Here is a 25,800-nt window from a genome sequence, read left to right as displayed (position 1 = left end):
TCCCATCATTGACTTGCATCCTTGTAACTTTCAGCAGTAAAACATTATAGAAAAAGGCAACCCAATCACAAACTGGGTTGCCTCTTACATTAAATTGCAAAACGCTTATACTTCTCGTAATCGCTCGTCTTACATTCCACTTCTAGTTTCGTACCTTCATTTTCATAACTCGTTGATAAAACGTGCGCATGATTATTGAAATACGAAACTACCTGTCCTTGATCATACGGAATTAACATTTCACATTTCGTATATTCTTTATAAATATGGGAACGAATCATTTCTACAAGCTCTTCAATTCCAACATGTTTCTTCGCAGATAAATACACGCGGTCTTCTTGTACTTTCGGAATTTCAACATCCACCATATCTGATTTGTTATAAGCATAGATCGTTGGAATATTTTCTACTCCAATTTTCTTTAACGTTTCATTTGTAATATCAATTAATTGTTCATAATTTGGATTTGCGTAATCTACGACGTGAATAAGTAAATCTGCTTCCGCTACTTCTTCTAACGTTGAACGGAACGCCTTCACAAGATGATGTGGTAATTTACTTACAAATCCAACTGTATCTGTTAATAAAAATGATTTATTATCTGGCAAATCAATATTTCGTACAGATGTTTCTAACGTCGCAAATAACATATCTTTTTCAAATACTTGTTTTTCTTCTGTACCATTATAAATTTCAAGCATTGCATTCATCGTCGTTGACTTTCCTGCATTCGTATAACCTACTAATGCTACAACAGGTATTTCATTTTTCTTACGTTGCTTTCGCTGCGTTTGACGCTGGGCAACGAGCGCTTCTAAATCTTTATTCAAAACTGAAATTTGTTCTTCAATTTTACGACGGTCTAACTCTAACTTCTTCTCACCGACACCTTTATTTTTCGTACCAACGCCGCCACTCTGTCTCCCTAACGATTCACGAAGACCGATTAAACGAGGCATCATGTACTGAAGGTGTGCTACTTCTACTTGTAGCTGTGCTTCTTTCGTTTTCGCACGTTGCGCAAAAATATCTAAAATTAAAATGGTACGATCAATTACCTTACAATCTAAATCCTCTTCTAAATTTCGAATTTGTGAAGGAGATAATTCATCATTAAAGATGACCATATTCGCATCTATTTCTTGTACATACGCTGCTACTTCTTCAATCTTTCCTTTTCCGATATAATGCGATGGATTTACTCGTTGTAAATTTTGCGTTACTTGCCCAATTACCTCTACATCACAGGCTTCCGCAAGATTTGTTAACTCTTCCATCGAATATGCAAAATCATCTTCATTACCTACATTTACTCCAACTAAAACTGCTCTTTGTAATACTTCTTCCATATATTTATTCCTCCATTTCGATTACGTAAAATAAAAAACACAGGTCGCTGCCTGTGTTTTCGTAAACGGATAAGGGTTCACCAAAGAAATAGAAGAAAGCTATGCTTTCATCCTATTTTATAGTCAAAAAGTCCCAAGATCATATACGTATCCACAATAAGCGTTCACCTATACAATCCCATTCTATTTATAAAGGCAAAACAAAAAGAGGGCGTATTCGTCCCTCCCTCTTTGTCACATATAAGCTTAATAAAGGGTTCCTTTAAAATAGGCAGACCAATCCCGTTCACTCTGTACACAGACAGAGCCTTTGAGCGCTATTCAATTATTGGCACAAAGTATTGAGACGTAATCTGATTAAGATCAAAGGAAGCCCCTCCGTTCATTTTAAGTTACATAAAGTGTAGCATAAGTAATTCGCTTTCACAAGGTTTAACAACCTATATCACACTAAAGAAAATCGTCATTTTTTGCGAGTTTTTCTCACAATAAAAATAACAAAAGCAATTATCAATTTTAGAAACTTCTCGTATATTATTTTTACAGCACTCGCCAAATTCCTTCATAGTAAGTTAAGTATTATCGTTTTAATACAACAAAAATCTATATTGACATTTTTATAACCTGATATTAGTATCAGGTTATAAAAAATAAAAATTAGGAGATGTTCCTATGCATTCTAAATCTCGTATTACTGCAATTGGTACTTATGTTCCAGATCAAATATTGTCTAATAACGATTTAGAAAAGATGGTCCATACGAATGATGAATGGATTGTACAAAGAACAGGAATGAAGGAAAGAAGAATCGCTAGCGAAGAAGAATATTCCTCAAACTTAGCCATTAAAGCAATTAAAAATTTATGTACAACATATAAGAAAAACTTAGAAGATGTCGACTGTATCATTGTCGCTACTACTACTGCTGATTACGTTTTCCCTAGTGTTGCTTGCCAAATACAACAATACTTCAACATACCTCATACACTAGCTTTTGATTTAAATGCAACTTGTGCTGGTTTTACATATGGACTACACGTCGGTAATAGCTTAATCACTTCTGGATCACATGAAAAAATACTTGTCGTAGCGACAGAGACATTATCTAAAGTTACTGATTATACCGATAGAACGACCTGTATTTTATTCGGTGATGGTGCTGGAGCTATTTTATTAGAAAGAGATGAAGACACCCCAAGCTTTATCGCTGCTCACATGGGAACAAACGGTGATGGCGGCATTCATCTATATAGAACAAACTTATCTACTACTATGAATGGCACACCACTGCAAACAAATGAAAAAATCGTTCAAAATGGAAGAGAAGTATATAAATGGGCAACACGTACAGTGCCAAAAGGCATAAAAGATTTAATACATACCTCAAATATGCAAGTAGATGATATAGACTGGTTCATACCCCACAGCGCTAACTTACGAATGATTGAATCTATTTGCGAAAAATCTCAAATTCCAATACAAAAAACATTAACGAGCGTGGAATATATGGGGAATACCTCTTCAGTCACCATTCCACTCGCTCTAGATTTAGCTATAAAAGAAGGGAAGTTAAATAATGGAGACACACTTTTACTATACGGATTCGGTGGTGGTCTTACACATTTAGGACTTATTGTAGAGTGGAATTTAATTTAAGTGTATAAAAAGAGGCTCTAGTCAGTAACTAGAACCTCTTTTTCATTTAATTTCTTGCCCCTTTTCGAGACCATATCACAACAGGAATAAGTAATAACGCTAACACGCCTCCAGCCAATGACAATGCCGCATAACTTGAATTCGCTACTACCATACCTGACATCGCTCCACCAGAAGCTCCAGCTAGCGCAATAAAAACATCTATTTTTCCTTGTGTTTTAGCACGTGTAGACGGTGTTGTGGAATCAACGATTTGTGCTGTACCACTAATCAATCCGAGGTTCCATCCTAGCCCAAGTAAAGACAGAGCAACGATTAATAGTAATAAAGAATCACTTGGCGCTATCGCAGCTATGACACCCGCTGCAAGTAAAATCACTCCACCAGCTATGCTCATTGTAGTTCGGCCAATTTTATCAATTAACATTCCTGTAACGAGAGATGGAAGATACATTGCACCTACATGAAAACCTATCACAAGTCCTACTGCACTTAAACCGTGACCGTGGTGTCCCATATGAACTGGCGTCATCGTCATAATCGCAACCATCACGATTTGCGTAAGTATCATTACGATTGCTCCAACTGTAATACCTCGTTTATTTTCTTTCACTTCTTCTGTTATTGGTTGCCCTTTATATGTATGTTCCTGTTTATATCTTTCTATTATGTTAGCAATAATTAACGGATCTGGACGAAGCATAACAAAAAGAACTAGACCCGCCAGTATAAATGCTGCTGCCGATAGTATGAACGGACCTGCAAGTTTAGGAACTCCAATTGAATGCGCAAAACTACCCATTACTCCTACTAAATTTGGTCCTGCAACTGCACCGAAAGTCGTCATTACCATCGTAATACTAACAGCCGTTGCTCTCTGCTTCTTATCTGCTAAATCTGTACCTGCATAACGAGCTTGTAGATTCGTGGCTGTACCGGCACCATATATGAGTAAAGAAATAAGTAAAAGAATAATGCTATTCGTTAAAGCTGCCATTACAACACCAATTGCTCCAAATCCACCTACTATAAACCCTGTTGCAAGACCTATCCGGCGTCCATATCGTTGCGAAAGCTTCCCTACTATGAAAGCTGCTAATGCTGATCCCAATGTAAACATAGCAGTTGGTAATCCTGCAAATGCATCTGTTCCAAGCATTTGCTGCGCAAGAAGTGCTCCCACTGTAATACCAGCAGCTAGTCCTGCACCGCCAAACATTTGTGAAATGCTGACGATTATTAACGTTCGTTTGTATAGTTTTTGTTGCTCTTCTTCTGTGTACACATGATTATCTATTAAAGCCCCTGCCTTATCTAGCAATTCCCCATCCTCCTTTTAAAATTAATCCCTCTTGTTAATGTACTATGTATAACGTTACATATTCAATGGCATTTTCCATTCATCCCTTTCATTCTAAAAAACTTTCTAATCATACTCGACTTATCCCATGCTATATTAAAAATACTACTATTCACAATATGCAAGGAGAAAACAATGAAAAAACAGGCTAATAGCAGCCTGTTTCCCTTTACACTTCTTCTACTATCCTTCCCCTTCTCTTTTTACTCAAAGCTCTTCCTTCCCAAAACAACAAACTTACGAAAGCACAAATTAAAATAATTGGCACATTTGCTTTATATAAATCTGTAAAACTCATTGCCATCTGATTCTTGGCATAATGATTCACATCATTCGAGAATGTGAGTACCTCTTTCTTTATACTTTCCTCTTGTTTTTCAACTTCTTTTGTTACTTGCCTCATAACTTCTTCTCTTTTTACATCCCTATATTCTACTGGAACTTTTCTTAATATTTCATCCGTCTTGTCGCGAATCAATTCTTCCTTTTTCTCTTTACTTAATCCCATTGTCATTGTATTTTGTTTCTTATTTATATTCGACTCTAAACTTTGATTCTCTATTTTTTCTTTAGTCATTTGTAAAATTTCAGTTTGCTCAGTACTATTCACATGAATATTCCGCACCTTTTCTTCTGCATAACAATATACTTTTTCTTTATTTACATTTAAATTATGAGTTAAGTTAGAGACAAATATTGCGACCGCCAATACAATTCCAACCTGTCGTAACATTGATACAACACTTTGAGAAGCAGTTAATAATTCTCCTTCAAACGAAGACGCACTTAAAACTGTAATTGGCCCCACTACTAAGCCATATCCGACACCTAATATCATACATGGAATAATAATTTCTATATTTGTTGAATGAACATCAATCATTTGCAACCAATAGTAGGAAAGCCCCATAACAAGAAATCCTGACAAAATAATAGTTACTTTTCCGAGTTTTTTAATTAAAGTTGCTGCAACTGGTGAGACAAAAAATATCATTGCTGAAATAGGTGTCACTAAAAAAGCCGCTTCAATTTCCGTTCGACCTTGTAGTTTCGTCAAGAACGTTGGAAGCAATACAGTAACTCCAATTAAAAATAAATTACTTAATATAACAACGATCGACGCTCCGACAAACATTCGATCTTGAAATAACTTTAAATTCACCATTGGGTTATGAATCTTTCGTTCTACTAAAATAAATAGAATAAGAGAAATAGTGCTAATTGCATAACAAGACAAAGCAATATTACTTTGCCATCCCCATGTATTACCTTTTACTAATATGAGAGTAAATGAAAAAATTGCTGTGCTACTTAATAGTAGTCCTATCCAATCTATTTTTGAGATAATACGTTCTTCATTTTTTATTTGTAGCATGATGCAACATAACACGATTCCTATTATACAAACCGGAACATTAAAGAAGAACACCCATCTCCATCCTAAATTTTGCGTAATAATTCCACCTATTACTGGCCCCATAGCAGCTGACAATCCTTGTGTTACTCCTAAAATTGCAAGTGCAACATGCCTTTTAGCTAACGGCATAGCTGATACACCAATTACCATACTTGTTGGAAATAAAATTGCTGCCCCAATACTTTGTATAAAACGAGAAAAAATAAGAAAATCACCTGTATTAGCAAAAGCGCAAAGTACCGATCCACCACCAAAAATCACCAGACCAAGAATATACATCTTTGCTTTTCCAAAGATATCAGCTATCCGCCCTAACGGAATGGCAAGTACTGCAATCGTCATTGTATAAACATTTAATACCCAAGACATCTTTTCTAATGAAGTATTTACACTCGATTGTATTGCCGGTAAAGCTATATTCATAATTGTCGTATCAATCATACAAAGAAAGATACCTAGACACATTAAAAAGACAATCTTAATACCCTTTGATTGCTCCATCTTTATATACCCCTTTATTTATTGTGAATGCGTTTTTCATTCTTCTGTTTTATTGTTTTCTTTCGCCTCTAACTCTTCTAATTTTTTCTTCAAAGTCTCCACTTGTGCACTATACGATGCAATACCTACATCTAGTGAAATTTCTTCGACGAAAGTAATACCTACTCTCCACTTTTCATATTTCAATCGAAGATCTGCAATGTACGCTTCTTTTCTTTCAATTTCATCTTTAATCCATTTTTTTATTGTTACATCATCACTATAGTTGCCAAAATACATTCTCATTAAAAAATCCGAACGTAAAACATCCTTCTCTACAGGCGTCTGCATGTATTGATAAAATTCTTCACGCCCCTCATCTGTAATAAAGTACATTTTCTTATTCGGTTTTCCCTCTTGCATGACAACCTCTTTTTTTATTTTCCCTTCATTCTCCAATTGCCGTAACGTTGGATAAATCATTCCAAAACTTCCATCAAAAAAATGAGTAAATACGTCTTCAAACACAATTTTAATATCGTAACCAGACAATTCCTTTTCCATTAATAAACCTAAAACAACATCTCTTCCCTTCAAAGTAAAACCCCCACATAGTATATAATCAATAATCATATTAACAATATTAATATGATTATTGATTATATACCTTATTCTGTTAATTGTAAAATGTTTCTAAATAAAAAAGCCCCATAATTTGGTTTCACCAATTCACAGGGCCATTTTCTTATTTACTCTTTCACACCTACATCTTGCAAACCTTCAATATCCTCTTTCATTTCATAATAATAAGAAGGAAATTCTATACCATGTTCTAAGAAATAATCCTCAATGAATGAAATAATGATTTTTAACGTTTTCACACGAGCATACAATTTATCATTACTTTCAATAATATGCCACTTTGCATTTGGCTTACTTGTTTTTTCAAACATGTCTTCCATTACTTCAACATACTCATCCCATTTTTCACGATTACGCCAATCTTCGTCTGTAATTTTCCATCTTTTCAAAGGATTTTTCTCTCTATCTTTAAATCTCTTTAACTGTTCCTCTTTACTTATATGGTAGAAGAACTTCCCTATTATGTAATGGTCATCTGTTAGTAGTTTTTCAAAATCATTAATCTCATCATATGCTCTCATCCACTCTTCCTTTGTAGCAAATCCTTCAACACGCTCAACTAACACACGACCGTACCATGAGCGATCAAAAATGGTGATTTGCCCGTACTGTGGAATTTTGCGCCAGAAACGTTGCAAATAATGGTAACGTTTTTCATGAGGTGCAGGCGCTCCAATTGGATTTACTTGGAACCCACGCGGGTCAAGGTGTTCCGTCACCCGCTTAATTGCCCCACCTTTACCAGCCGCATCCCATCCTTCCATAACAAGCATAACCGCGATTTTTTCTTCTTTCAAAATTTGCTGTAATGCTAATAAGCGCCTTTGATATTTTTCTAATTTCTTATTGTACTTAGATTTTGATTCAATTTTTTTCGTTAAGTCTACTTTAGCAAGATGTCCATTTTCCATAAAACAAATCCCCCTTGTTGTATGACAATGTTATTTTAACATATTTTTGGTAATTTTTTCATATCCTAAAAAACTGTGTAGAAACACCTCTACACAGCTTCCTTCTCTAATTTCACATATACAAGCACATTTAACTACATTAAAATAAATAATTTATACTGAACTCTTAGTATATTCTTTTTATTAAAACGTAAAAATAGCCCTTTTAAAAAGGGCAGCAATCTAAGTATAGAAAAAAATTTATTCTTTTTTACTACATACGTAATTATGCCGGCTATAAGAGTAGTGAATAAGATATTGATCCACTACTCACAATAGCCTCTTTACATTATATGGTATATTTACTCGTGAAAAGAAGATAATAACAAGTAAATCCATTAAAGAATGGGAGCACTCAAAAAATGAAACGAAAAATATTAACTCTCTTTACACTTTTATGCTTAGCACTACCAATACAAGCTAGTGCTTACACATTTCAGTCACTACCGATTGCGTCAAAGTCTAAACAATGGTATGTCGAAATCGATAAATCTCATAACTCAAACAAGCAAGCAATCCAGCCAAAGCAAGGTGTATTTGATACGTATAGTTTACTCGTAAAAAACATCGGTCATGATGTATCAAACGTATCTGTGGAAATACTTGATAACAACCCTACCTCTAAAGCTACCTTTAAACCTACTACACCTAATGGAAACATTTCTAAAAGTCATACAAGCTTTGACTACATGGTATTCCCATTAGACTTTAATAGTCATAATTTTAAAGTTGTAATCACTTGGGAAGAAAAGAATTTCTCTTACAATGGCCATCCGGTAAATGAAGGTAAAAAAATGAAACAAACATTTGTATTTAATGAAGACTAAGTCCTAATTTCTTTAGGGCTTAGTCTTCTTTTTTGAAACCTGCTTGTATCGCTTCCGTCACTTCTTTTGTGATTTCTAATTTTGTTGTGCCAAATATGTACGGACAGTTTTTCATTACAAAGGTGTTTTATTAATACTAGTTGATTATATGCTAAGTTATTTTCTATATAGGTCTAGCCCTCTTTTCTCATATAATCAATTAAATCGACGAATACTCGGTACAGACAATGCTATTCCAATTGTTAAAATTACTAAACTAGCTAGTGTTATAATAGTTATTTCGCCACCTATGACAGTAGCTAACCAGCCTACAACTAGATACCCTAATGGCAATAAAGCAAAAGAACCCAACATATCAAGGCTTGCCACTCTTCCGAATGCTTCTTCTGGTACAAGCTCCTGTAAACTCGTTTCCCAAATGAGTCCAAATATCATCATGCCAAATCCTTCAATTGCCATTAAGAATATTAAAGCGGGTGCCCAAGAAATGAATGGCATAATTAATAAAGCAATGCCACTCATTAAAACACCTCCATAAGCCAGTAATCCTCTCTTATGCCACCGCTCTTTCCCACCAAATATTAATGCGGCAATTACAGCCCCACCACCAGAAAAGGCCATGCCAAGTCCATACACGTAAGCTTCAAAATGATGATGAACATTAAATAACCATGGAATTAATACGACGATAATGCCGGCATAACAAATATTTATAAAAGAAAAAACTAAAATTGTAATCCACAGCCACGGATGACTTTTTAAAACTAAAACACCTTCCATAAACTCTTGTTTGTAAGTAAGCTTACTCTTTTCAATGGGCTTTACTTTTTTAAACTTAATTTCTTTTAAAAATAATAAACATAAAAATGATAATAAGTACGTTGCTGCATCTAGTCCGAAACCTATCCCTGCAGATGCAACCGATACGATTAACCCACCAAGTGCTGGCCCAATTAATCGTATACCTTGATTACTCATTTGAGTGAGTGCGTTAGCTGCATTACGAATTTCAGGGACGAATACTTTTGCCCTTACAGCAGAATATGCTGGTTGGAATATCCCTTCCATAAGTCCATATATGGCAACGAGAATATATAAAATCGTAATTGTTAATAAATCCATAAATATAAGCGATGCAAGTAATAGCATTACTATACAGCGGATTATATCCGTAAATAACATTAATTTAACCCGATCAATTCGGTCTACAACTAAACCTGCAAATGGTAAAGCAAGAATATTAGGTAGCATGTACATTGCCATCGTCATCCCCATTACAACTGTTGAACCAGTTAATGAATACACAACAACTGGAAGTATGACCATAGTTATCGAACTACCTAAGGCCGAGAGTAATTGTCCAATCCATAAAAACTTAAAGTGCGTTGATACTTTAACTGGTAATAATAATTTTCCAATATAACCTAAACTTTTCTCCTTTTGTATTTCCCCTTGCATGTCTCTCCCCTCTTTTCAAATGACTATAGAATACATAATATATGACTGAAAATTTATAATATTATATTTCTAATTATATAAGAAACCATTATGTTATGGTAAAATTATCAAAAAAATATAAAGGAGAATGCATCATTATGCCTCCAAATTCACATAATATCGAACACCAAATCTATACAATGTGTATGATCCAGCGCAACAATGAAGTTTTACTCGTAAAACGACCCAATCATCGAGGTTTCCCTGGCTACATAGCTCCTGGCGGCAAAGTAGATTTTCCCGAAAGTATCGTTCAAGCCGCTATAAGGGAAGTAAAAGAAGAAACCGGATTACTTGTTTCGGATTTAAATTTTAAGGGATTAGATGAATATGTAAATCCGAAAGGGAATGTTCGGTACATGGTATTTAACTACTGGACAGACTCATTTGAAGGTGAACTTCTTTTAAACCCACCTGAGGGCAAATTATTATGGATACCAATCGATACAGCACTAAAGCTTCCTATGCAAGATTGGTTTAAAGAAAGATTCCCATTATTTTTTGAAAAAGGCACCTTTGAAATTCAACGTGTTTGGGATAATGAGCTAGATAAACAAGTTGCTATAACAATTACACATACGTAAAAAAGCTTGGAATCTCTCCAAGCTTTTCTTACTTCTCCTCTACTTTCTTAATCTTATAATCAATTTCTAAAAACTTAACTCCAAATATCCACATTCTATGATTAGCTTCTAGTATGTGATCCGTGCGCTCTTTTATAATAAAAGTCTCTGCTAACGGTAAACGGATTGTCAAGAACCGAGTATGTAAATAAATCCCCTCATCTCCCTGACCATTTTCTCTTAACTTACTAGTAATAATTAAATCATGACTATCATTATATAGTTTCAAAATACCAGTCATATTCGAATAAGGTAAAGGTAAGGCGATATTCATATATGTCTCATTCTTATTTGTATGCTTTGAATAAAGAGCTACAAAAATAGATTCACCTGCTTCATTTTTTCTTAGCCAAGCCCTTACATTCTCTCTTCCATCTTTCTCATCTATGACACTAATGATAGAGCCATGCATCGTTTCCCAATTGCCGCCCATTCCTAAATGTATTTGTTCTACACGCTTACTCATTTTCTCATAGCAAAGTGCGAACGGACGGAACCAACGAGCCCATTTAATATTCGATTGCAATTCATACTCTGCTGTATTTTCATAAAAATGAATAATACTTAAAGGAACCTTCGTCACATCAAATGCCTCACTATGAAAGTCATTTACTTTATCAACTAAACCGTTGTATTCCTTACTGTCTACTAAATTGCTGCTATATAAATAAGCCTCACCAATTGCCACATTTCCTCTTAACTTACTCATTGGTTTCCCATAGTATTTATAATTCGGAACACTCTTTTCAATCACCCAGCCGATAAATGCCGGTAACGCTACTCCAATTCCATTGACAACACCATGAATCCAAACCATTTGAGCAATTGTAATCGTCAAGACATGCTTCAAATTTCCGTATGAATATATGAGTGAGAACATAATTGTAACCATGAGTGTACTAGACGAAACGATTAGAAGAATCTTTGCACTGATAGCATTAAATTTTGCTCTCCAAACGTAAAATCCATACCCATAAATTGCACATAAATATAGGAACACTGCAAAAAATTCAAATATTCTTGAGTATGTAATTCCTATTGCAACTGTCATAGGTGAAATCATGATGATAAACATAATAGCATCATACACTTTACTTCTCTTTTCTCTTTTTCTCCCTATTAAACCAGCTGATAATGGCAATAGAAACGCCGAATAATGAAAATGTGCAGCTGTGAGTAAAACAATGTCAGAGCTAAAATGCATAATTGAAAGTTTTGCTACTGAAGCAGAAAACCAAAAACCACCTAAAAACAAATAAATAAACGCACTATCTATGGCGATTTCTTCTAACGGCTTCCATCCTCTTTCTAGCAATCTACTTACACCAAATAACGCAACAATTCCTGTATATACAAACCAAACTAGCGCAAATAAATAGTGATGTGTGACGAAAGCTAGCATTGCACAAATTGCTGCGATTGGATATAAAAATGATACGGATTTATAAAATAATAATTGCGATCCATCTCTTGTTCTTTTATCAATAATACAAAATGACATTGGTATAAATAATAAAACAGATAATAATATAATTGCTTCAACAGGATTTATATTCGACCACTCACATATTAGAAAAACAACATAGCAAGCAAGCCCAAATATTATATTTTTCATATCGTTTATTCCCTTTCCACAAATGTTCCCTTATATGAAAAAAGCGAACCAATTAACGGGTTTCGTACTTGTACATGAATTCGAAAACACTGAAGTGTTTCATCATAACTTTCAACAATTTTTGCCTCACCATACAAAAATTTTGGTAACGGCATTTTTCTTCCAAACATATAAAACCATTGTTTCTTTGAAGAAATATGCATTGCCCCTAACTCATCGATATGAAAATGCAGTGTAGAAACGAGTAAATGTGGTTCACCAAAATAATCTACAATTTCATTTTCGTTTTCATCCAATTGCATAACTGCATTAAAATATCTTTTCTTATTATGAAAATAAAAAGTACGGTTCCACCTTACTAATTCTTGTCCATATTCATCTCGCTCAGCTATGTTTTGTATCGTAAATGGAATTTCCTCTCCTCGTTCCGAGAAAAACATTCGAAACTTCGATGCAATTTTCAATATAAATTTCACGAAAAAAGAGCCACCGTAAATTTCATCCATCTTTCCTTCCCCTGTAAAACTATTCTCTTCTGTAATCGCATAACGCTTCTGCAATTCAGGATGAAGATTTTTATAGGTATCCCCTAATAATCGTTCATACATATTAGCCATATACTTATCCCTTTCTCGCCCTCTTGCAATTTTTCGCGCTTGGTAAATCGAAACTATTTATATAACCGACAATTGATAACCCCATTAAAAGAACATTTAATGTAATCGGATTAAACGGTCCTGTAAAGCTTGCGATATTCGTAAATCCTGCCGCTAACTTTAAAACTAGTAATACAATAATATGCAGTATAAATAATTTTCGTTTTGTTAGTGGCAACAGCCATACGACACCGAAAATTATTTCTAACCCCCCAATTATTTTAAGTATACATACACTACTTTCATTTGAACCGATTAATAAAGAAAGCATCTTTACTTCTTCTGAATGAGTAAACAGTAGTTTTGGCACTATCCCTTGATATATCCATACAAAAGCAAATAAAGAACATACGAGCCAATACTTCATTGTTCTTCTAATTAGTAACCTAGGATGAAGCCCCTTTTCTAACCATAATTTTAAGGCATCAAAACTCCAAGCAGTCGCCCAACCTAATAACGGACGAAAAATATAGGAATCTATCACATTTCCTATACGACCAAATCTTGTATCATAATCATATTGTGTCTCAAAATGGATGTATTCTTTATTGGGCGTATACTTCCAATAACCACGTCCTATTTGAATAAGAGATAATGTATTATCCGTCCAAAATTTTAAAGAAGAAATTCTTTCACCAGTTTCTTTTCTTATTTCACCTATTGATTCCCCTTCTCCAACTATTTCAAGCCCAAATCCAATCTTTGTTTTATACAAAAACTTCTGTGGTTCTCCTTCTTTTTTCTCTAAATACGAAATTTCAGTAAAGCGAGCATCCCACTCTGTATGTATATCTGGTTCTTGCGTATATTCCCATAATTTTTCCATCGTCGTGTTCATTTTTATCGCAACATAAATAGACTGTTTCCTTTTCATTCTCCCCACCTCCTATGCACTATAAGTTTAATGTACATGCAATGAATTTATTTTGCTACATTTTTCACAAACTTCCTCGAAAAAGAAAGAATTTTTAAAATATATATAAAACACTTGATTCCCCGAAAAATTTAAATTATTATAAAACAAATGTTACCAACAACTTCATAAATCAAACACTCTCGCCTAAAACGTGAGATAGAGGTTGCGATACTTATGAGTATTCTAATGGAGACACAGAGATGTCTATGAACTTAGATGAAAGGAAGTATTGCCGAAATTGATAAATTTCTCTGCATTTATCAATTGGGGCTGTTTTCGAATAGAAACAGAACTGTCATATGTACAGACGTGTACGTATGAAGAGCTATCTACAAAAAAGAGATATCATTTTTTTATGATATTCCTTTTTTGGCGGTTTTTTTATTAGCTCCGTTTTCTGTTTCCCTTTTCCTGTAACAGCACCATCCTCACTTATTTGAGATGGTGTTTTTTGTTTGTCTTTCTGGTAACTACAGGAGTATTGGGATTTATATATTTCCTAATCTATTCTTAAAAATAGACGAAAGAAGGAATTTGTAATGGAAATAATTGTTCAAAAATTTGGTGGCACTTCTGTCGGAAGCGTCGAACGCATTCAACATGTAGCAAATTTAATTATTGAAGAATATGAACGAGGTCATAGCATTGTCTCTGTCGTTTCAGCAATGGGAAAAAGCACAGATGAACTTGTCGCACTCGCTAACGCTATCACAGAAAATCCAAGTAAACGTGAAATGGATATGCTTCTATCTACAGGAGAACAAGTAACTATTTCATTATTAACAATGGCACTGCAAGCAAAAGGCTATCATGCAATTTCATTAACAGGGTGGCAAGCAGGTATTACGACAGAATCTGTACATAGTAGTGCACGGATTACTGACATTCATACAGATCGTATTCAATCTTATCTTGCTGAAGGCACGATTGTTATCGTAGCTGGTTTCCAAGGTATAAGTGTAGAAAATGAAATTACCACGCTTGGCCGTGGTGGTTCTGATACAACTGCTGTCGCACTAGCCGCTGCACTTAAAGCAAAAAAATGTGATATTTATACGGATGTGACAGGTGTATATACGACGGACCCACGAGTTGTAAAAGATGCTTACAAATTAGACGAAATTTCTTATGACGAAATGTTAGAGCTTGCTAATCTCGGTGCCGGCGTATTACACCCGCGCGCTGTTGAGTTTGCTAAAAATCATAACGTAGTTTTAGAAGTTCGCTCAAGTATGGAACAAGAAAACGGAACAATTGTAAAAGGAGAATGTAACATGGAACAACAATCAATCGTTAAAGGTATTGCATTTGAGGATAACATTACACGTGTCACAATTAAAGGATTAGAACAAGGCTCGCTTTCAACAGTTTTCTCTACATTAGCAGCAGCACACATTAATGTAGATATCATCATTCAAAGTATTACAAATGAAGGAACTGTACACCTCTCCTTCTCCATTCATTCGAATGATTTAAGAGAAACTTTAGAAGTTTTGGAACAAAATCAAGAAACTCTTCACTATGAATCTGTAGAACATGAAAATCACTTAGCAAAAGTATCAATCGTAGGATCTGGCATGGTATCTAACCCAGGTGTCGCTGCAAATATGTTCACTACTTTAAAAGAAGAAGATATTCATATTAAAATGGTAAGTACATCAGAAATTAAAGTGTCTGTCGTTATTGACCGCCTTCATTTAGTAACAGGCGTTGAGGCGCTGCATCAATCATTTATGGCGAAAATTGAGCCTTTCGTGCAAATGAGCTAATCTGATATATTTAGTAATACTAAAAAAATCTGATTAATGTATTACATTCCTATTAAATAAAAAGCTGTTCGTTAACACGATGCTATATGACATATTAAAAAACACCTTGTCACATTTTCCTATACTGTGACAAGGTGTTTTTGACTGAAAGGAATTTGTAACTACTTAGTAGTATAATTACGGGGATAATTAAATAATAGACTTTTATACATAAGGAGATAAGACTATGGCAAAAAACAAATTACTACGAATGGACAATGTCAGCATCGTTGTAGAATCCCTTGATAACGCAATCTCTTTCTTTGAGGAGATTGGCTTGAATCTCGAAGGTCGAGCCAATGTCGAAGGTGAATGGGCTGGTCGCGTAACTGGACTCGGTTCTCAGTGCGTAGAGATCGCTATGATGGCCACTCCAGATGGCCACAGCCGAATTGAACTTTCGCGATTTCTCACCCCTCCTACTATAGCAGATCACCGAACAGCTCCTGTAAACGCCCTCGGTTATCTACGTGTCATGTTCACCGTTGAAGACATTGACGAAATGGTATCGAGACTCACTAAGCATGGTGCAGAGCTCGTTGGCGAAGTAGTTCAGTACGAGAACTCGTATCGTCTCTGCTACATTCGTGGAGTCGAAGGAATTTTAATCGGTTTAGCGGAAGAACTCGGTAATAAATAAGTAATGTTTTATAAAAAAAGAGGGAATAGCTCTATATTTAAGCTATTCCCTCACTTCTATTAAAACAGATGAATGTTTTCTTTTTTACAAGCTGCACGTAAATCGTCAGGCCATACAGAAGATTGAACTTCACCGATATGAGCTTTACGTAAGAAGTACATGCACATTCTTGATTGTCCAATGCCACCGCCGATTGTTAATGGTAGTACGTCTTCTAGTATACCTTTATGGAAATCATACTCACGTTTGAAGTCTTCACAAGTTTTCGTTAACTGCTCATCAAGTGATTTACTATCAACACGAATTCCCATTGATGATAATTCAAATGAAGATTGTAGTACTGGGTGCCAGAATAAAATGTCACCGTTTAATTTCCAATCGTCATAATCAGCTGCGCGTCCGTCGTGCTTTTCACCTGAACGAAGTGCATCACCAATTCCGATAATGAAGACTGCACCATGTTCTTTCGCAATTGCATGTTCACGATCTTTCGGTGTTAATTCTGGATATTTATCTTCTAATTCTTGAGAAGTAACGAAAACAATTTCTTCCGGTAAATACTTTCCAAGGAACGGATATTTTTCAAATAAGTGATCTTCTAAATCTTTGAATATTCCATAAATTGTTTGTACTGTTTTTTGTAAGTAATCGACAGTACGCCATTCTTTTTGAACGATTTTTTCCCAATCCCATTGGTCAACGTAAATGGAATGCGTTGCATCAAGTTCTTCATCACGACGAATCGCGTTCATGTTTGTATATAAACCTTCACCAGCTTCATATCCATATTCATGTAATGCAAATCGTTTCCATTTCGCTAGTGAATGAACAATTTCTAATTCTTCTCCTGAATGTAACATATCAAATTCAATTGGACGTTCTACACCGTTTAGGTGATCGTTTAATCCTGATTTTTTCGTTACGAATAATGGTGCAGATACGCGGAATAGTTCAAGGCGTTTTGCTAATTGGTCCTCGAAAAATGTTTTAACTTCCTTAATTGCAATTTGAGTCTCTCTTACTGTCATTAATGATTGATACATGGTGGTTTCCTCCTAAAATGTTTGGATGTTGTGAAAAGAAGCCAACAAAAAAAGCCCTTCTTTCCCAAAAAACTGGGACGAAAGGCTTTGGTTCCGCGGTACCACCCAAATTAGCAACAGAGGTTGCTCACTTATACAATACGGAGATGAAATATCTCGATACTGTTCTTCTTGTAACGGCGAAGTTCCCGGCTAAGTCTACTTTCCTATAAAGGATTTCGGTTAGCAACTCCAGGAGGTTCTTCATAATAGGCTTCGTATCAGGCTCACACCACCCCTGACTCGCTTAAACTACGTCCTACTACTACTCGTCCTTTCATAGTCGTTTTGTTGTCACATCTCTGAAACATTTTATTAATGATTATTCTATACAAAAAATAAAGAAAGTCAACAAAAAGTTTTAAAATATTTTTCAATTCTTTATTTTACGGCTTTATTGATTGTTGTTAATTTAACATCTTTACTTTTTCTGCCTCGTCAATCCAAAAAATGTTTCACTGACCGAAACTAACGTATACACAATAATTAATGTGATCGTTCGGAATATAGAATCCGCAGTATTTCTTATTATTTTCATTTTCTTTATAATTCCTTTCAGTTTACTTCCAATTTCATGATATACTATAGCATTCAAGCAGTTTATTTTTACTTAAAGCAATCATAGTCATTTATAAAGAGTATTTTCTAAATCATTGACTATTATCAAATAAGATTTTTATATAACGGAGTGATCATATGAGTAAAACGAAAGCAAAACCGAAAAAAGGTGTAGGACAAGGTACAGGAAGTAAAGGATGGAACCGTTGGCAATCAAGTGCAAAGAAAAAGGCAGCTGCCAAACCATACAAAAGTAAAGGTACAAAGAAGTAATTTAAATAACATTTGATTTCTTTACTTTGTACAAAACAAAATATAATTATTACAACAAAAAAGCTATGCCCTCATAAATTTGAAGGCATAGCTTTTTTATATTAAATCATTAAAATATCTCGAATTTCTTCCTCTGTGATTGAGGACAATTTCCCTTCTCCCGGCTCAATCACTTCAGCAATTAAATTTTTCTTACTTTCTTGCAGTTCATGCATTTTCTCCTCAATTGTTCCGTGGGCTACTAGCTTTATAACTTGCACTGTATTTTTTTGTCCCATTCGATACGCTCTATCGGCCGCTTGTTGTTCAACAGCTGGATTCCACCATAAATCGTATAATATTACTGTATCTGCACCAGTTAAATTAAGTCCGGTACCACCAGCTTTTAAAGAAATGAGAAATAGATCTCCTTCTCCTTCGTTAAACCGATCGCACAGCTCTACACGTTCCTGCGCTGGTGTACTCCCGTCTATATAAAAGTATGGAATTGCTTGTCGATTTAACTCACGACCAATAATGGAAAGCATCTTCGTAAATTGAGAAAAAATTAATATTCTCTTCCCTGTACTTCTACATTCCTCTAAAATCTCTAACAGTTGTTCAAATTTAGCTGAACTTCCTTTGTAATCATCAACAAATAAAGCAGGATGACAACAAATTTGTCGCAATCTCGTTAAACCAGCTAAAATTCTAATTTTATTTTTACGTAACGTATCTTTGTCTAAATGCTTTAACGTTTCTTCCCTTAGCTTCGCTAAATAAGCAGCATAGAGACTCTTTTGATCGGGTAATAACTCCGATGATTGTAAGTGCTCTATTTTCTCTGGCAACTCATTTAATACGTCCCCTTTTAATCGTCTTAATACGAATGGTTTCACTCGCTTCGCTATATCTTCACGCCTTAAATCACCGAACTCTTTTCTTCCTGGTAATAATTCTGGGAAGACGACATGGAAGATAGACCATAGCTCTTCTAATGAATTTTCTACAGGTGTACCCGTTAGCCCAAAACGGTATTCAGCTTGAATTGTTTTCACAGCTCTTGCCGTTTGCGTTGTAGGGTTTTTAAACGCCTGCGCTTCATCAAGGAATAGTGTATGAAATGGTCTTGCATACAATCTTATATCTCTTCTCAGTAATGGATATGACGTAATTACGACATCAAATTCCGTTATATCTTTCAAAATTTTCCGGCGCTCTGCTTGGTTTCCATCTGCAATAACTGCTCTAATATGCGGGGCGAATTTTTTCAATTCACTAAACCAATTATAAACAAGAGATGATGGTGAAACGACTAATATAGGTAGTTTCTTTTCTCGAATCTCAGGCAAAACAGAATCTATAAAAGCAATGCTTTGCAACGTTTTTCCAAGTCCCATATCATCTGCTAAAATACCGCCAAAACGGTAATGAGCAAGTGTTTTCATCCATTCGAACCCATATACTTGATACTTTCTCATTTCTGCATTTAAAGTATTTGGCACAGCAAACTTTAATTTTTTCGGGTTTTGAATGTTTTCTACTAACTCTTGAACAGAATCATCTAAACTTAAAACATTGCCTTCATGAAGTCCGTTCATCCATTTTACACTCCGAATAAGTGGAACATTTACCTCTTCTCCATGTAAAAATTCTTTCCGAATACCTGATTCTTTTATAAACTGATTAATTTCATTAAACTCTTTACTCTCTAGCGATAAAAACGAACCATTCGCCAATCGATAATATTTACGTTTCTCTTCAAGGGCCGCTAATACACCTTTAATTTCTGCTTCTGGTATTCCTTTTATATCAAAACGAAATGACAACCAATCAATTCTTTCTTTTCTTCTCACTCTAATAAGAGGAACTGCATCCCCTTTACTAATTCGCAATTTGATTGCTGTCGTCGCATAAATATCAACTAAACCTTTTAATGTTGGCACGACGTGATATAAAAAATTATACTCAGCTTCTTCATTATGCATAAAGTAACCGCCTTCTGTTTTTGCAAAAGCACTTTCACTCATAATGTCTAAAATCTCTTTTTCCTTTTTCTCATCACGATTAAAAACAGACGGCTGTCCATCCTCTTCTAGCGGATTAATCATGACGTTCCCATAGTGAAATTCAAGACCTGCTAATAAGCGATTTTTCACGCGGTCTAAATACAATTTCGCTTTTAGCGAAGGTGTTTCAACACGATCCGATATTACTTCATCAATGTGTACAGTTCCGAGCTTCATTAATCCTGGTACAACTTTCGCGACGAAATGTTCCATCTTACTTTCTGGAATATAAAACTGATTACTATTTGAGCGACTCATCATCTTTTGTAATTCAATAAGTCGCATACAATCTTCAATGTGTAAGTGATATAATTTCCCATCGTAAAGTGCATTGTTATACATATCCATAACTTGTACACGATTTAAACCATCTATATGAAGTGTAAATCCGCCATTATTTCCCTTCGTAAATTCAAAGTGTAACGGCAACAACCCTTTTGAAACTTGTAATCTCTGAAACAGTTGTTCATTTTGTTTCAGCTGTACATATTCAACTTTAGAAAGCGAAAAGAGCATATCTTTCCATGAAGCTGGTGGTATAAATATCATACTTTCATCTTGTTTCGCATGTACTTCTAGCGTATCTTCATACATTTTTTCGTTATGATACATTTTAATGAGCTGCTGAATAATTGCATCCGTTTCTTGTTTAAAACTATGTACATCTGGTGTATATGTAAATTCATTTGAACAATGAAAAGACTCTCTTTTCTCCACCTTAGAAAGAAATTCTCTAATATGATTTATGACATACACTTTGGCAAGTTTCAATTGAATTCCAAGAAGAGCCCCACCACTTCTCGTAGCAACTGGTGTACATATAAACTCAATATCTAATATTTCACGTGTATCAAAACGGTGTTGTTTACTTTTTGGCCTCAGTGGTTTATCTGCAAACAGCTGAAACATACCACTTGTCAATTGATCATTTCTGCTACTAGTGGAGCTCATTCCACCTGTTTGTTGATTATAGTTTATTTGTATTAATACTGCTGCAACATGTTGACAGTACGTTTGAAAAGACGCTAATGAAGGACAACTACATTTTGCAACAACATCACCCTTTTTGGCTTTTGCTACTGTAACATGGAAATCCTCGTTCCCTTTTACTGTCGCCTCACAAATTTCTTTATTTTCATCGTACTGATCTATTATCACTTTATTTGATTTATAATAGGCTTCACCTCTTTTATATGAGGTCTCTCCGCACACTTCTTTAATAATCGATTTATTCAATGTGAAACTCATTGCTTTGACACTTCCTTAATATAAAACCATTTTCTCTTACTTAACATTTTACATGCTCCACGAGAAAATATAAAATGTTGATTTAACAAAAGAAGATGCTTATTTATAAGCATCTTCTTCACTCTATCTCCATCAACCTCTTCGCCTCAAAATACAACACTTGAATAAACTTTTTCGTATTAATTCGCGTATGACCAGAAGATGCGAGTTCATCTTTCGTCATTTCTGTCATCCGTTTTCTAACTACGGTAAAATCGAAAAATTTTGGAGCATAGCTTTCAAATTTTGGATTTGAAAAGTCTGTTAATCCTAAAGAAGCCAAATGATTTAACGACTGATAAATAGCTCGACGTACTCTTTGTTCAGAAGCTTTTTTCTCTTTATCAATATCCGCCTCTAAAGCTAAATCCCCTAATTTTCTTATCGTAATATGATGGAAAATTTCTTTTAACGCAGGAAAGCCAAACTCAAATGTCTGTGCCTTTTCTTGACCATATAAATATTCCAGCATACTAAGTAAATCTTTACTTCCATTCTCTCCCGCAATACCGAGTTCTGATAGTAAAAAGCGCCCTAAATCCCCTATCTTTTTTCCTTCTTGCACTGGTTCAGTACGCAATTGCGGTTTTTCCCACTGAAACACGTTATTCAATGATTTTTGAATATCGTGTATAGAACGCTCCAATCTAATACGCTCCATCACTTTGCGTACAACAGATACAACTTCGATTTTATTTAATGGTTTTGTAATATAATATTCTACACCAAGTGTATATGCCTCACCTATAAGCTGCTTCGATTCCACTTGAGAAATCATAATGATTTTCCCCGTGAAAGTTGACGCAATGTGACGAACTGTTTCAATTCCGTCCCTCATCGGCATCAACAAATCAATAAATAAAATATCTACTTTTTTAAAATTTAGTTGATCCGCCTCAATAAAAGCTCCGTCATCCGCCTCACCAATTACTTCTCCAAGATCTCCATCTTCAATAATTTGCGAAAGCATCGAACGGAAAACTTCATCATCGTCTACGATATAATAAAACAAATCTATTCCCCTTCCCGCTTTAAACTACCCTCTGGTAAACAAACGATAAACTTACATCCTCTTTTATTTTCTCGGCCTTCTAATCTCACTTCTCCGCCTAGCTCTGTTACCATTTCATTTATGTAAGAAAGCCCAATACCAGTTGACGGTGTTCCCGTTTGATCATACTTGGAAGTAAACCCTGGCTTAAATACTAATTTCTTATACTTTTGTGCAATACCAGGTCCATCGTCAATTACTTCAAAAAATATATGTTGATCTCTTTTATATAGCTTAATAATAACGACACCTTTATCTTCAATTGCTTCAACTGCATTTGCAGCGAGGTTATTAAAAATTGATAGAACTGTATACACGTGGTATGCAGCATGCTCACCTTCTATATGTTTAGAAAAACGTATATCCTTTTCTAGCATTTCAGCATACTTCTCGTTTATTCTAACAATCATTTCTGCTAACTCATGTCCTTCTACATATTCAGCCACATTTTTATCTAATAACAGTTTAGATAATCCTGCAAATATCCTTTGATTATCCTTTTTTATTTCATGCACTTCCCCCGCTATTTTCAATGCTGTTTTACTACTTGAATCAGCGCTTACTTGTAAATTTCGATATAGTTGATATGCTTCTTGTGTAATTAACTCCGCATTTTGTAACGTCTTTTTCAAATGAACAGATTCCACATATAAATTAGAAAGATGCATTAACATATTTTCATTTTCTTTTCGAACTTGCGATTCTTTTAATTTCGTTTCATATAAATTCATCATATTTAAAAAACCAAGTGCAAAGAAACTACGAAAAATAGCAATAATGATGAGTTTATTTACTTCAGAAATCGTTATTGTTGTACCTAGTACTAACATATGATAAAACGCAAGTTCTGACATACTTGCAACAATTTCAATTGAAATTCCAAGGCAGCCAATAATGATTGGTTTCTGATGGAACTTATTTACCCTGCAAAGCGAAAAAAAACTGCCATAAATAAAATAATAGAAGAACACAGGATAACGCAAATAAAATGATTCTGTCATATGAAATGAACCTTGCATGATCCAGTCAAGACATACTCGGAATAAGACTACAGATATACCAACAAGAATACCTGCAACTCCTGCTGGTACTCTTCTTAAAAATAATAATAAAAAGAAGAATAGCGGTGTACCGAAGCTAACTCGAAACGTATCATTAAAGGGATGAAAGTTCAGCTCCCCAGCAATCGGAACAACGACCATTAATATAATTAAAAGGGACATATCTTTCTTCCATAATTGATTCCAATTCAAAGGTGACACTTCCTATACTTTTTTTCAGTAGTAAAAGCGAAAGCCCGCTTATTGTTATAAACGGGCTTTTTTTCTATATTCTAACCTTTTCTACCGCTTTTATTTGGCGATACTCTGGCTTCCACATTGCTTCTTTCACTGCCATCTTGATATCGTTATCACTTAAGTTCACTCTTGCAACACCTTCTGCAACTGCAACTTTAGCTACTTCAATTGCAACCATTTCTGAGATATTACGTAATTCTTCGACCTCTGGTAAAATAGGTGCTCCTGGCTGACTTGTATCTACCATACTTGCAACTGCTTCAGCTGCTGCTGCGAACATTCCATCCGTCATGACGCTTGCTCGTACTACAATTGTTCCAAGACCAAGACCTGGGAAAATCAGTGCATTATTTGATTGTCCAATCACATACGTTACACCGTTATATGTAACTGGTTCAAATGGACTTCCTGTTGCAACTAACGCTCTTCCTTCTGTCCACTCGATTAAATCTGCTGGTTTTGCTTCAGCAAGTGGCGTCGGATTCGACATTGGTAAAATAATTGGTCTTTCTACGTGAGAAGCCATTTCTTTAATAATCTCTTCTTTAAATGCACCTGCAACAGTAGATGTACCAATTAAAATTGTCGGTTTTACATGTTTCACAACTTCAGCAAGTCCGATCACATCATTTTGCTTCCACCCACTTACTTCTACTTCTTTTCTTGCGTACGGAATTTGGAAATCAAGAAGATCTTCCATATTATCTGTAACTAACCCGTTACGATCAATACACCAGAAACGCTTATATGATTCTTCTTCAGATACGCCTACGCGAACCATCGCATCTCTAACTTGATCTGCGATACCGATTCCAGCCGTACCAGCACCAAATACAACAACGCGGTGTTCACTTAGCGGTACACCAGAAGCTTTCACTGCCGATAATACTGCCGCAAGTGAAACTGCACCTGTACCTTGAATATCATCATTAAACGTACAAACATCATGACGATATTTATCTAAAATTTTTCGTGCATTACGAGAGCTAAAGTCTTCCCAATGTAAAAGTGCTTTCGGGAATTGTTTGTTTACCGCTTGTACAAACGTATCAATAAATTCATCGTAAGCTTCACCTGTTATACGAGGGTGACGATTTCCAATATAAAATGGATTGTTTAATAGCTCCTCACGGTTTGTACCTACATCTAAAATTACCGGTAATACACGACTAGGATCGATTCCAACTGCAGCAGTGTAAACAGCTAATTTTCCGATTGCGATGTTAATACCACCAACGCCCCAGTCACCAATTCCTAATATGCCTTCTCCATCTGTTACAACGACTAAATCAATGTTCTCAGCTGTTGCACCGATATTCGTGAATGCTTCTTCGATACCTGATGGATCGTTAATTGATAAATAAACACCACGTGGTTTACGATATTCATGACTATATCTTTGAATTGCTACACCGACAGTTGGTGTATATACAATCGGTAACATTTCACGTAAATGATCTGTTAATATACGATAAAATAATACTTCATTTCGATCATGTAACGCAGTTAAGTATACATTCTTTAATAAATCATCCGGCTGAGAACTAAATTGTTCGTATGCTCGGCGTGCCTGTTCTTCTAACGTTAAAACCGCTGGCGGTAATAACCCTTTTAAACCTAACTCTTCTCTTTCATTTTGTGTGAAAGCTACCCCTTTATTTAAAAGTGGTGTTGATAATACTTCTGCTCCTCTTAATGTTGTTTCTAATGCACCATTAGAAGCTACTGTAAACTTGCTCATAACATCCCTACCTCTATTCATATATA

Annotated in this window: 20 protein-coding genes, 1 riboswitch and 1 other annotated feature; of the genes, 6 read left to right on the top strand and 14 right to left on the bottom strand. The window is 35.1% G+C overall.

Translation table 11 applies throughout. From position 1 onward, the window contains the following. Positions 1-89 precede the first annotated feature (89 nt). On the bottom strand, positions 90-1,349 hold the full coding sequence (hflX, locus tag MKY21_RS08945) for a GTPase HflX (RefSeq protein WP_000393282.1): 1,260 nt from the start codon (positions 1,347-1,349) through the stop codon (positions 90-92). A 672-nt stretch (positions 1,350-2,021) separates the two neighbouring features. Between hflX and MKY21_RS08940 the strand changes: the two genes are divergently transcribed. After that, a complete protein-coding gene (locus MKY21_RS08940; protein ID WP_098616422.1) occupies positions 2,022-3,005 on the top strand; it encodes a ketoacyl-ACP synthase III in 984 nt (327 codons plus the stop codon). A 46-nt stretch (positions 3,006-3,051) separates the two neighbouring features. Here the strand turns inward: MKY21_RS08940 and MKY21_RS08935 are convergent, their stop codons facing one another. The 4 genes from MKY21_RS08935 to MKY21_RS08920 form a co-directional block, all read right to left on the bottom strand. Further along, the gene (locus MKY21_RS08935; protein ID WP_000884517.1) at positions 3,052-4,326 is read right to left on the bottom strand and encodes an MFS transporter; all 1,275 of its coding nucleotides are present in this window, start codon (positions 4,324-4,326) and stop codon (positions 3,052-3,054) included. Positions 4,327-4,534: 208 nt separating this feature from the next. After that, a complete protein-coding gene (locus tag MKY21_RS08930) occupies positions 4,535-6,283 on the bottom strand; it encodes an MDR family MFS transporter (protein ID WP_341075962.1) in 1,749 nt (582 codons plus the stop codon). 36 nt (positions 6,284-6,319) lie between these two features. Then, positions 6,320-6,859 (bottom strand): PadR family transcriptional regulator, encoded by a 540-nt coding sequence (locus tag MKY21_RS08925; RefSeq protein ID WP_000678333.1) that lies wholly within the window; start codon positions 6,857-6,859, stop codon positions 6,320-6,322. Positions 6,860-7,011: 152 nt separating this feature from the next. Then, positions 7,012-7,815 carry a polyphosphate kinase 2 family protein gene (locus MKY21_RS08920; protein ID WP_000427322.1) on the bottom strand — a complete coding sequence of 268 codons (804 nt, stop codon included), beginning with the start codon at positions 7,813-7,815 and terminating at the stop codon, positions 7,012-7,014. A gap of 401 nt (positions 7,816-8,216) precedes the next feature. Between MKY21_RS08920 and MKY21_RS08915 the strand changes: the two genes are divergently transcribed. Beyond that, positions 8,217-8,681, top strand: a complete 465-nt coding sequence (locus MKY21_RS08915) for a hypothetical protein (protein ID WP_016117566.1) — start codon at positions 8,217-8,219, stop codon at positions 8,679-8,681. A gap of 195 nt (positions 8,682-8,876) precedes the next feature. On the opposite strand, the gene MKY21_RS08910 is transcribed toward MKY21_RS08915, so the two are convergent. Continuing rightward, complete coding sequence (locus tag MKY21_RS08910) at positions 8,877-10,139, bottom strand: MFS transporter (protein ID WP_098616424.1); 1,263 nt, start codon at positions 10,137-10,139, stop codon at positions 8,877-8,879. A 137-nt stretch (positions 10,140-10,276) separates the two neighbouring features. Between MKY21_RS08910 and MKY21_RS08905 the strand changes: the two genes are divergently transcribed. Further along, complete coding sequence (locus tag MKY21_RS08905) at positions 10,277-10,762, top strand: 8-oxo-dGTP diphosphatase (RefSeq protein ID WP_001134949.1); 486 nt, start codon at positions 10,277-10,279, stop codon at positions 10,760-10,762. A 28-nt stretch (positions 10,763-10,790) separates the two neighbouring features. Here the strand turns inward: MKY21_RS08905 and MKY21_RS08900 are convergent, their stop codons facing one another. Genes MKY21_RS08900 through MKY21_RS08890 form a run of 3 tightly spaced genes read right to left on the bottom strand, consistent with a single transcriptional unit; the run spans position 10,791 to position 13,946 of the window. Beyond that, positions 10,791-12,416 (bottom strand): YndJ family protein, encoded by a 1,626-nt coding sequence (locus tag MKY21_RS08900; protein ID WP_016117563.1) that lies wholly within the window; start codon positions 12,414-12,416, stop codon positions 10,791-10,793. A 5-nt stretch (positions 12,417-12,421) separates the two neighbouring features. Further along, the gene (locus MKY21_RS08895; RefSeq protein ID WP_000002650.1) at positions 12,422-13,033 is read right to left on the bottom strand and encodes a DUF4166 domain-containing protein; all 612 of its coding nucleotides are present in this window, start codon (positions 13,031-13,033) and stop codon (positions 12,422-12,424) included. Between the two features lie 4 nt (positions 13,034-13,037). Continuing rightward, positions 13,038-13,946: a DoxX-like family protein gene (locus MKY21_RS08890; RefSeq protein WP_341075959.1), complete on the bottom strand. Its 909-nt coding sequence runs from the start codon at positions 13,944-13,946 to the stop codon at positions 13,038-13,040. Positions 13,947-14,137: 191 nt separating this feature from the next. Further along, a riboswitch (Lysine riboswitch) is annotated at positions 14,138-14,324 on the top strand. A gap of 203 nt (positions 14,325-14,527) precedes the next feature. Here MKY21_RS08890 and MKY21_RS08885 point away from each other — a divergent pair. Both MKY21_RS08885 and MKY21_RS08880 read left to right on the top strand, forming a co-directional pair. Next, positions 14,528-15,757, top strand: coding sequence for an aspartate kinase (locus MKY21_RS08885; RefSeq protein ID WP_016117561.1), 1,230 nt, complete (start codon positions 14,528-14,530; stop codon positions 15,755-15,757). Positions 15,758-15,983: 226 nt separating this feature from the next. Then, positions 15,984-16,436, top strand: a complete 453-nt coding sequence (locus MKY21_RS08880) for a VOC family protein (RefSeq protein WP_001107256.1) — start codon at positions 15,984-15,986, stop codon at positions 16,434-16,436. 59 nt (positions 16,437-16,495) lie between these two features. On the opposite strand, the gene asnA is transcribed toward MKY21_RS08880, so the two are convergent. Continuing rightward, entirely contained in the window at positions 16,496-17,479 is a 984-nt protein-coding gene (gene asnA, locus MKY21_RS08875; protein WP_016117560.1) for an aspartate--ammonia ligase, read from the bottom strand. A gap of 70 nt (positions 17,480-17,549) precedes the next feature. Beyond that, positions 17,550-17,808, bottom strand: a binding site (T-box leader). A 406-nt stretch (positions 17,809-18,214) separates the two neighbouring features. Here asnA and MKY21_RS08870 point away from each other — a divergent pair. Further along, positions 18,215-18,349: a DUF3934 domain-containing protein gene (locus MKY21_RS08870; RefSeq protein ID WP_000047588.1), complete on the top strand. Its 135-nt coding sequence runs from the start codon at positions 18,215-18,217 to the stop codon at positions 18,347-18,349. A gap of 101 nt (positions 18,350-18,450) precedes the next feature. On the opposite strand, the gene MKY21_RS08865 is transcribed toward MKY21_RS08870, so the two are convergent. From MKY21_RS08865 to malS, 4 genes are all read right to left on the bottom strand, one after another. Further along, positions 18,451-21,645, bottom strand: a complete 3,195-nt coding sequence (locus MKY21_RS08865) for a DEAD/DEAH box helicase (protein WP_341075955.1) — start codon at positions 21,643-21,645, stop codon at positions 18,451-18,453. A gap of 118 nt (positions 21,646-21,763) precedes the next feature. Further along, the gene (locus tag MKY21_RS08860; RefSeq protein ID WP_000500302.1) at positions 21,764-22,696 is read right to left on the bottom strand and encodes a response regulator; all 933 of its coding nucleotides are present in this window, start codon (positions 22,694-22,696) and stop codon (positions 21,764-21,766) included. A gap of 2 nt (positions 22,697-22,698) precedes the next feature. Then, entirely contained in the window at positions 22,699-23,997 is a 1,299-nt protein-coding gene (locus MKY21_RS08855; RefSeq protein ID WP_002195356.1) for a sensor histidine kinase, read from the bottom strand. A gap of 64 nt (positions 23,998-24,061) precedes the next feature. Next, entirely contained in the window at positions 24,062-25,774 is a 1,713-nt protein-coding gene (gene malS / locus MKY21_RS08850; RefSeq protein ID WP_044795800.1) for an oxaloacetate-decarboxylating malate dehydrogenase, read from the bottom strand. Positions 25,775-25,800 lie beyond the last annotated feature (26 nt).

The sequence above is a fragment of the Bacillus sp. FSL R9-9497 genome, from assembly GCF_038005805.1.
GTDB lineage: Bacteria > Bacillota > Bacilli > Bacillales > Bacillaceae_G > Bacillus_A > Bacillus_A cereus.
This window is presented reverse-complemented; position numbering and strand designations above follow the sequence as displayed.

Excerpts from the sequence above, each read along its gene's own strand:
- MKY21_RS08920 (WP_000427322.1), bottom strand. The coding sequence starts at position 7,815 with ATGGAAAATGGACATCTTGCTAAAGTAGACTTAACGAAAAAAATTGAA.
- MKY21_RS08870 (WP_000047588.1), top strand. The coding sequence starts at position 18,215 with ATGAGTAAAACGAAAGCAAAACCGAAAAAAGGTGTAGGACAAGGTACA.
- malS (WP_044795800.1), bottom strand. The coding sequence starts at position 25,774 with ATGAGCAAGTTTACAGTAGCTTCTAATGGTGCATTAGAAACAACATTA.
- MKY21_RS08915 (WP_016117566.1), top strand. The coding sequence starts at position 8,217 with ATGAAACGAAAAATATTAACTCTCTTTACACTTTTATGCTTAGCACTA.
- asnA (WP_016117560.1), bottom strand. The coding sequence starts at position 17,479 with ATGTATCAATCATTAATGACAGTAAGAGAGACTCAAATTGCAATTAAG.
- MKY21_RS08880 (WP_001107256.1), top strand. The coding sequence starts at position 15,984 with ATGGCAAAAAACAAATTACTACGAATGGACAATGTCAGCATCGTTGTA.
- MKY21_RS08865 (WP_341075955.1), bottom strand. The coding sequence starts at position 21,645 with ATGAGTTTCACATTGAATAAATCGATTATTAAAGAAGTGTGCGGAGAG.
- hflX (WP_000393282.1), bottom strand. The coding sequence starts at position 1,349 with ATGGAAGAAGTATTACAAAGAGCAGTTTTAGTTGGAGTAAATGTAGGT.
- MKY21_RS08890 (WP_341075959.1), bottom strand. The coding sequence starts at position 13,946 with ATGAAAAGGAAACAGTCTATTTATGTTGCGATAAAAATGAACACGACG.
- MKY21_RS08885 (WP_016117561.1), top strand. The coding sequence starts at position 14,528 with ATGGAAATAATTGTTCAAAAATTTGGTGGCACTTCTGTCGGAAGCGTC.
- MKY21_RS08940 (WP_098616422.1), top strand. The coding sequence starts at position 2,022 with ATGCATTCTAAATCTCGTATTACTGCAATTGGTACTTATGTTCCAGAT.
- MKY21_RS08895 (WP_000002650.1), bottom strand. The coding sequence starts at position 13,033 with ATGGCTAATATGTATGAACGATTATTAGGGGATACCTATAAAAATCTT.
- MKY21_RS08910 (WP_098616424.1), bottom strand. The coding sequence starts at position 10,139 with ATGCAAGGGGAAATACAAAAGGAGAAAAGTTTAGGTTATATTGGAAAA.
- MKY21_RS08900 (WP_016117563.1), bottom strand. The coding sequence starts at position 12,416 with ATGAAAAATATAATATTTGGGCTTGCTTGCTATGTTGTTTTTCTAATA.
- MKY21_RS08905 (WP_001134949.1), top strand. The coding sequence starts at position 10,277 with ATGCCTCCAAATTCACATAATATCGAACACCAAATCTATACAATGTGT.
- MKY21_RS08930 (WP_341075962.1), bottom strand. The coding sequence starts at position 6,283 with ATGGAGCAATCAAAGGGTATTAAGATTGTCTTTTTAATGTGTCTAGGT.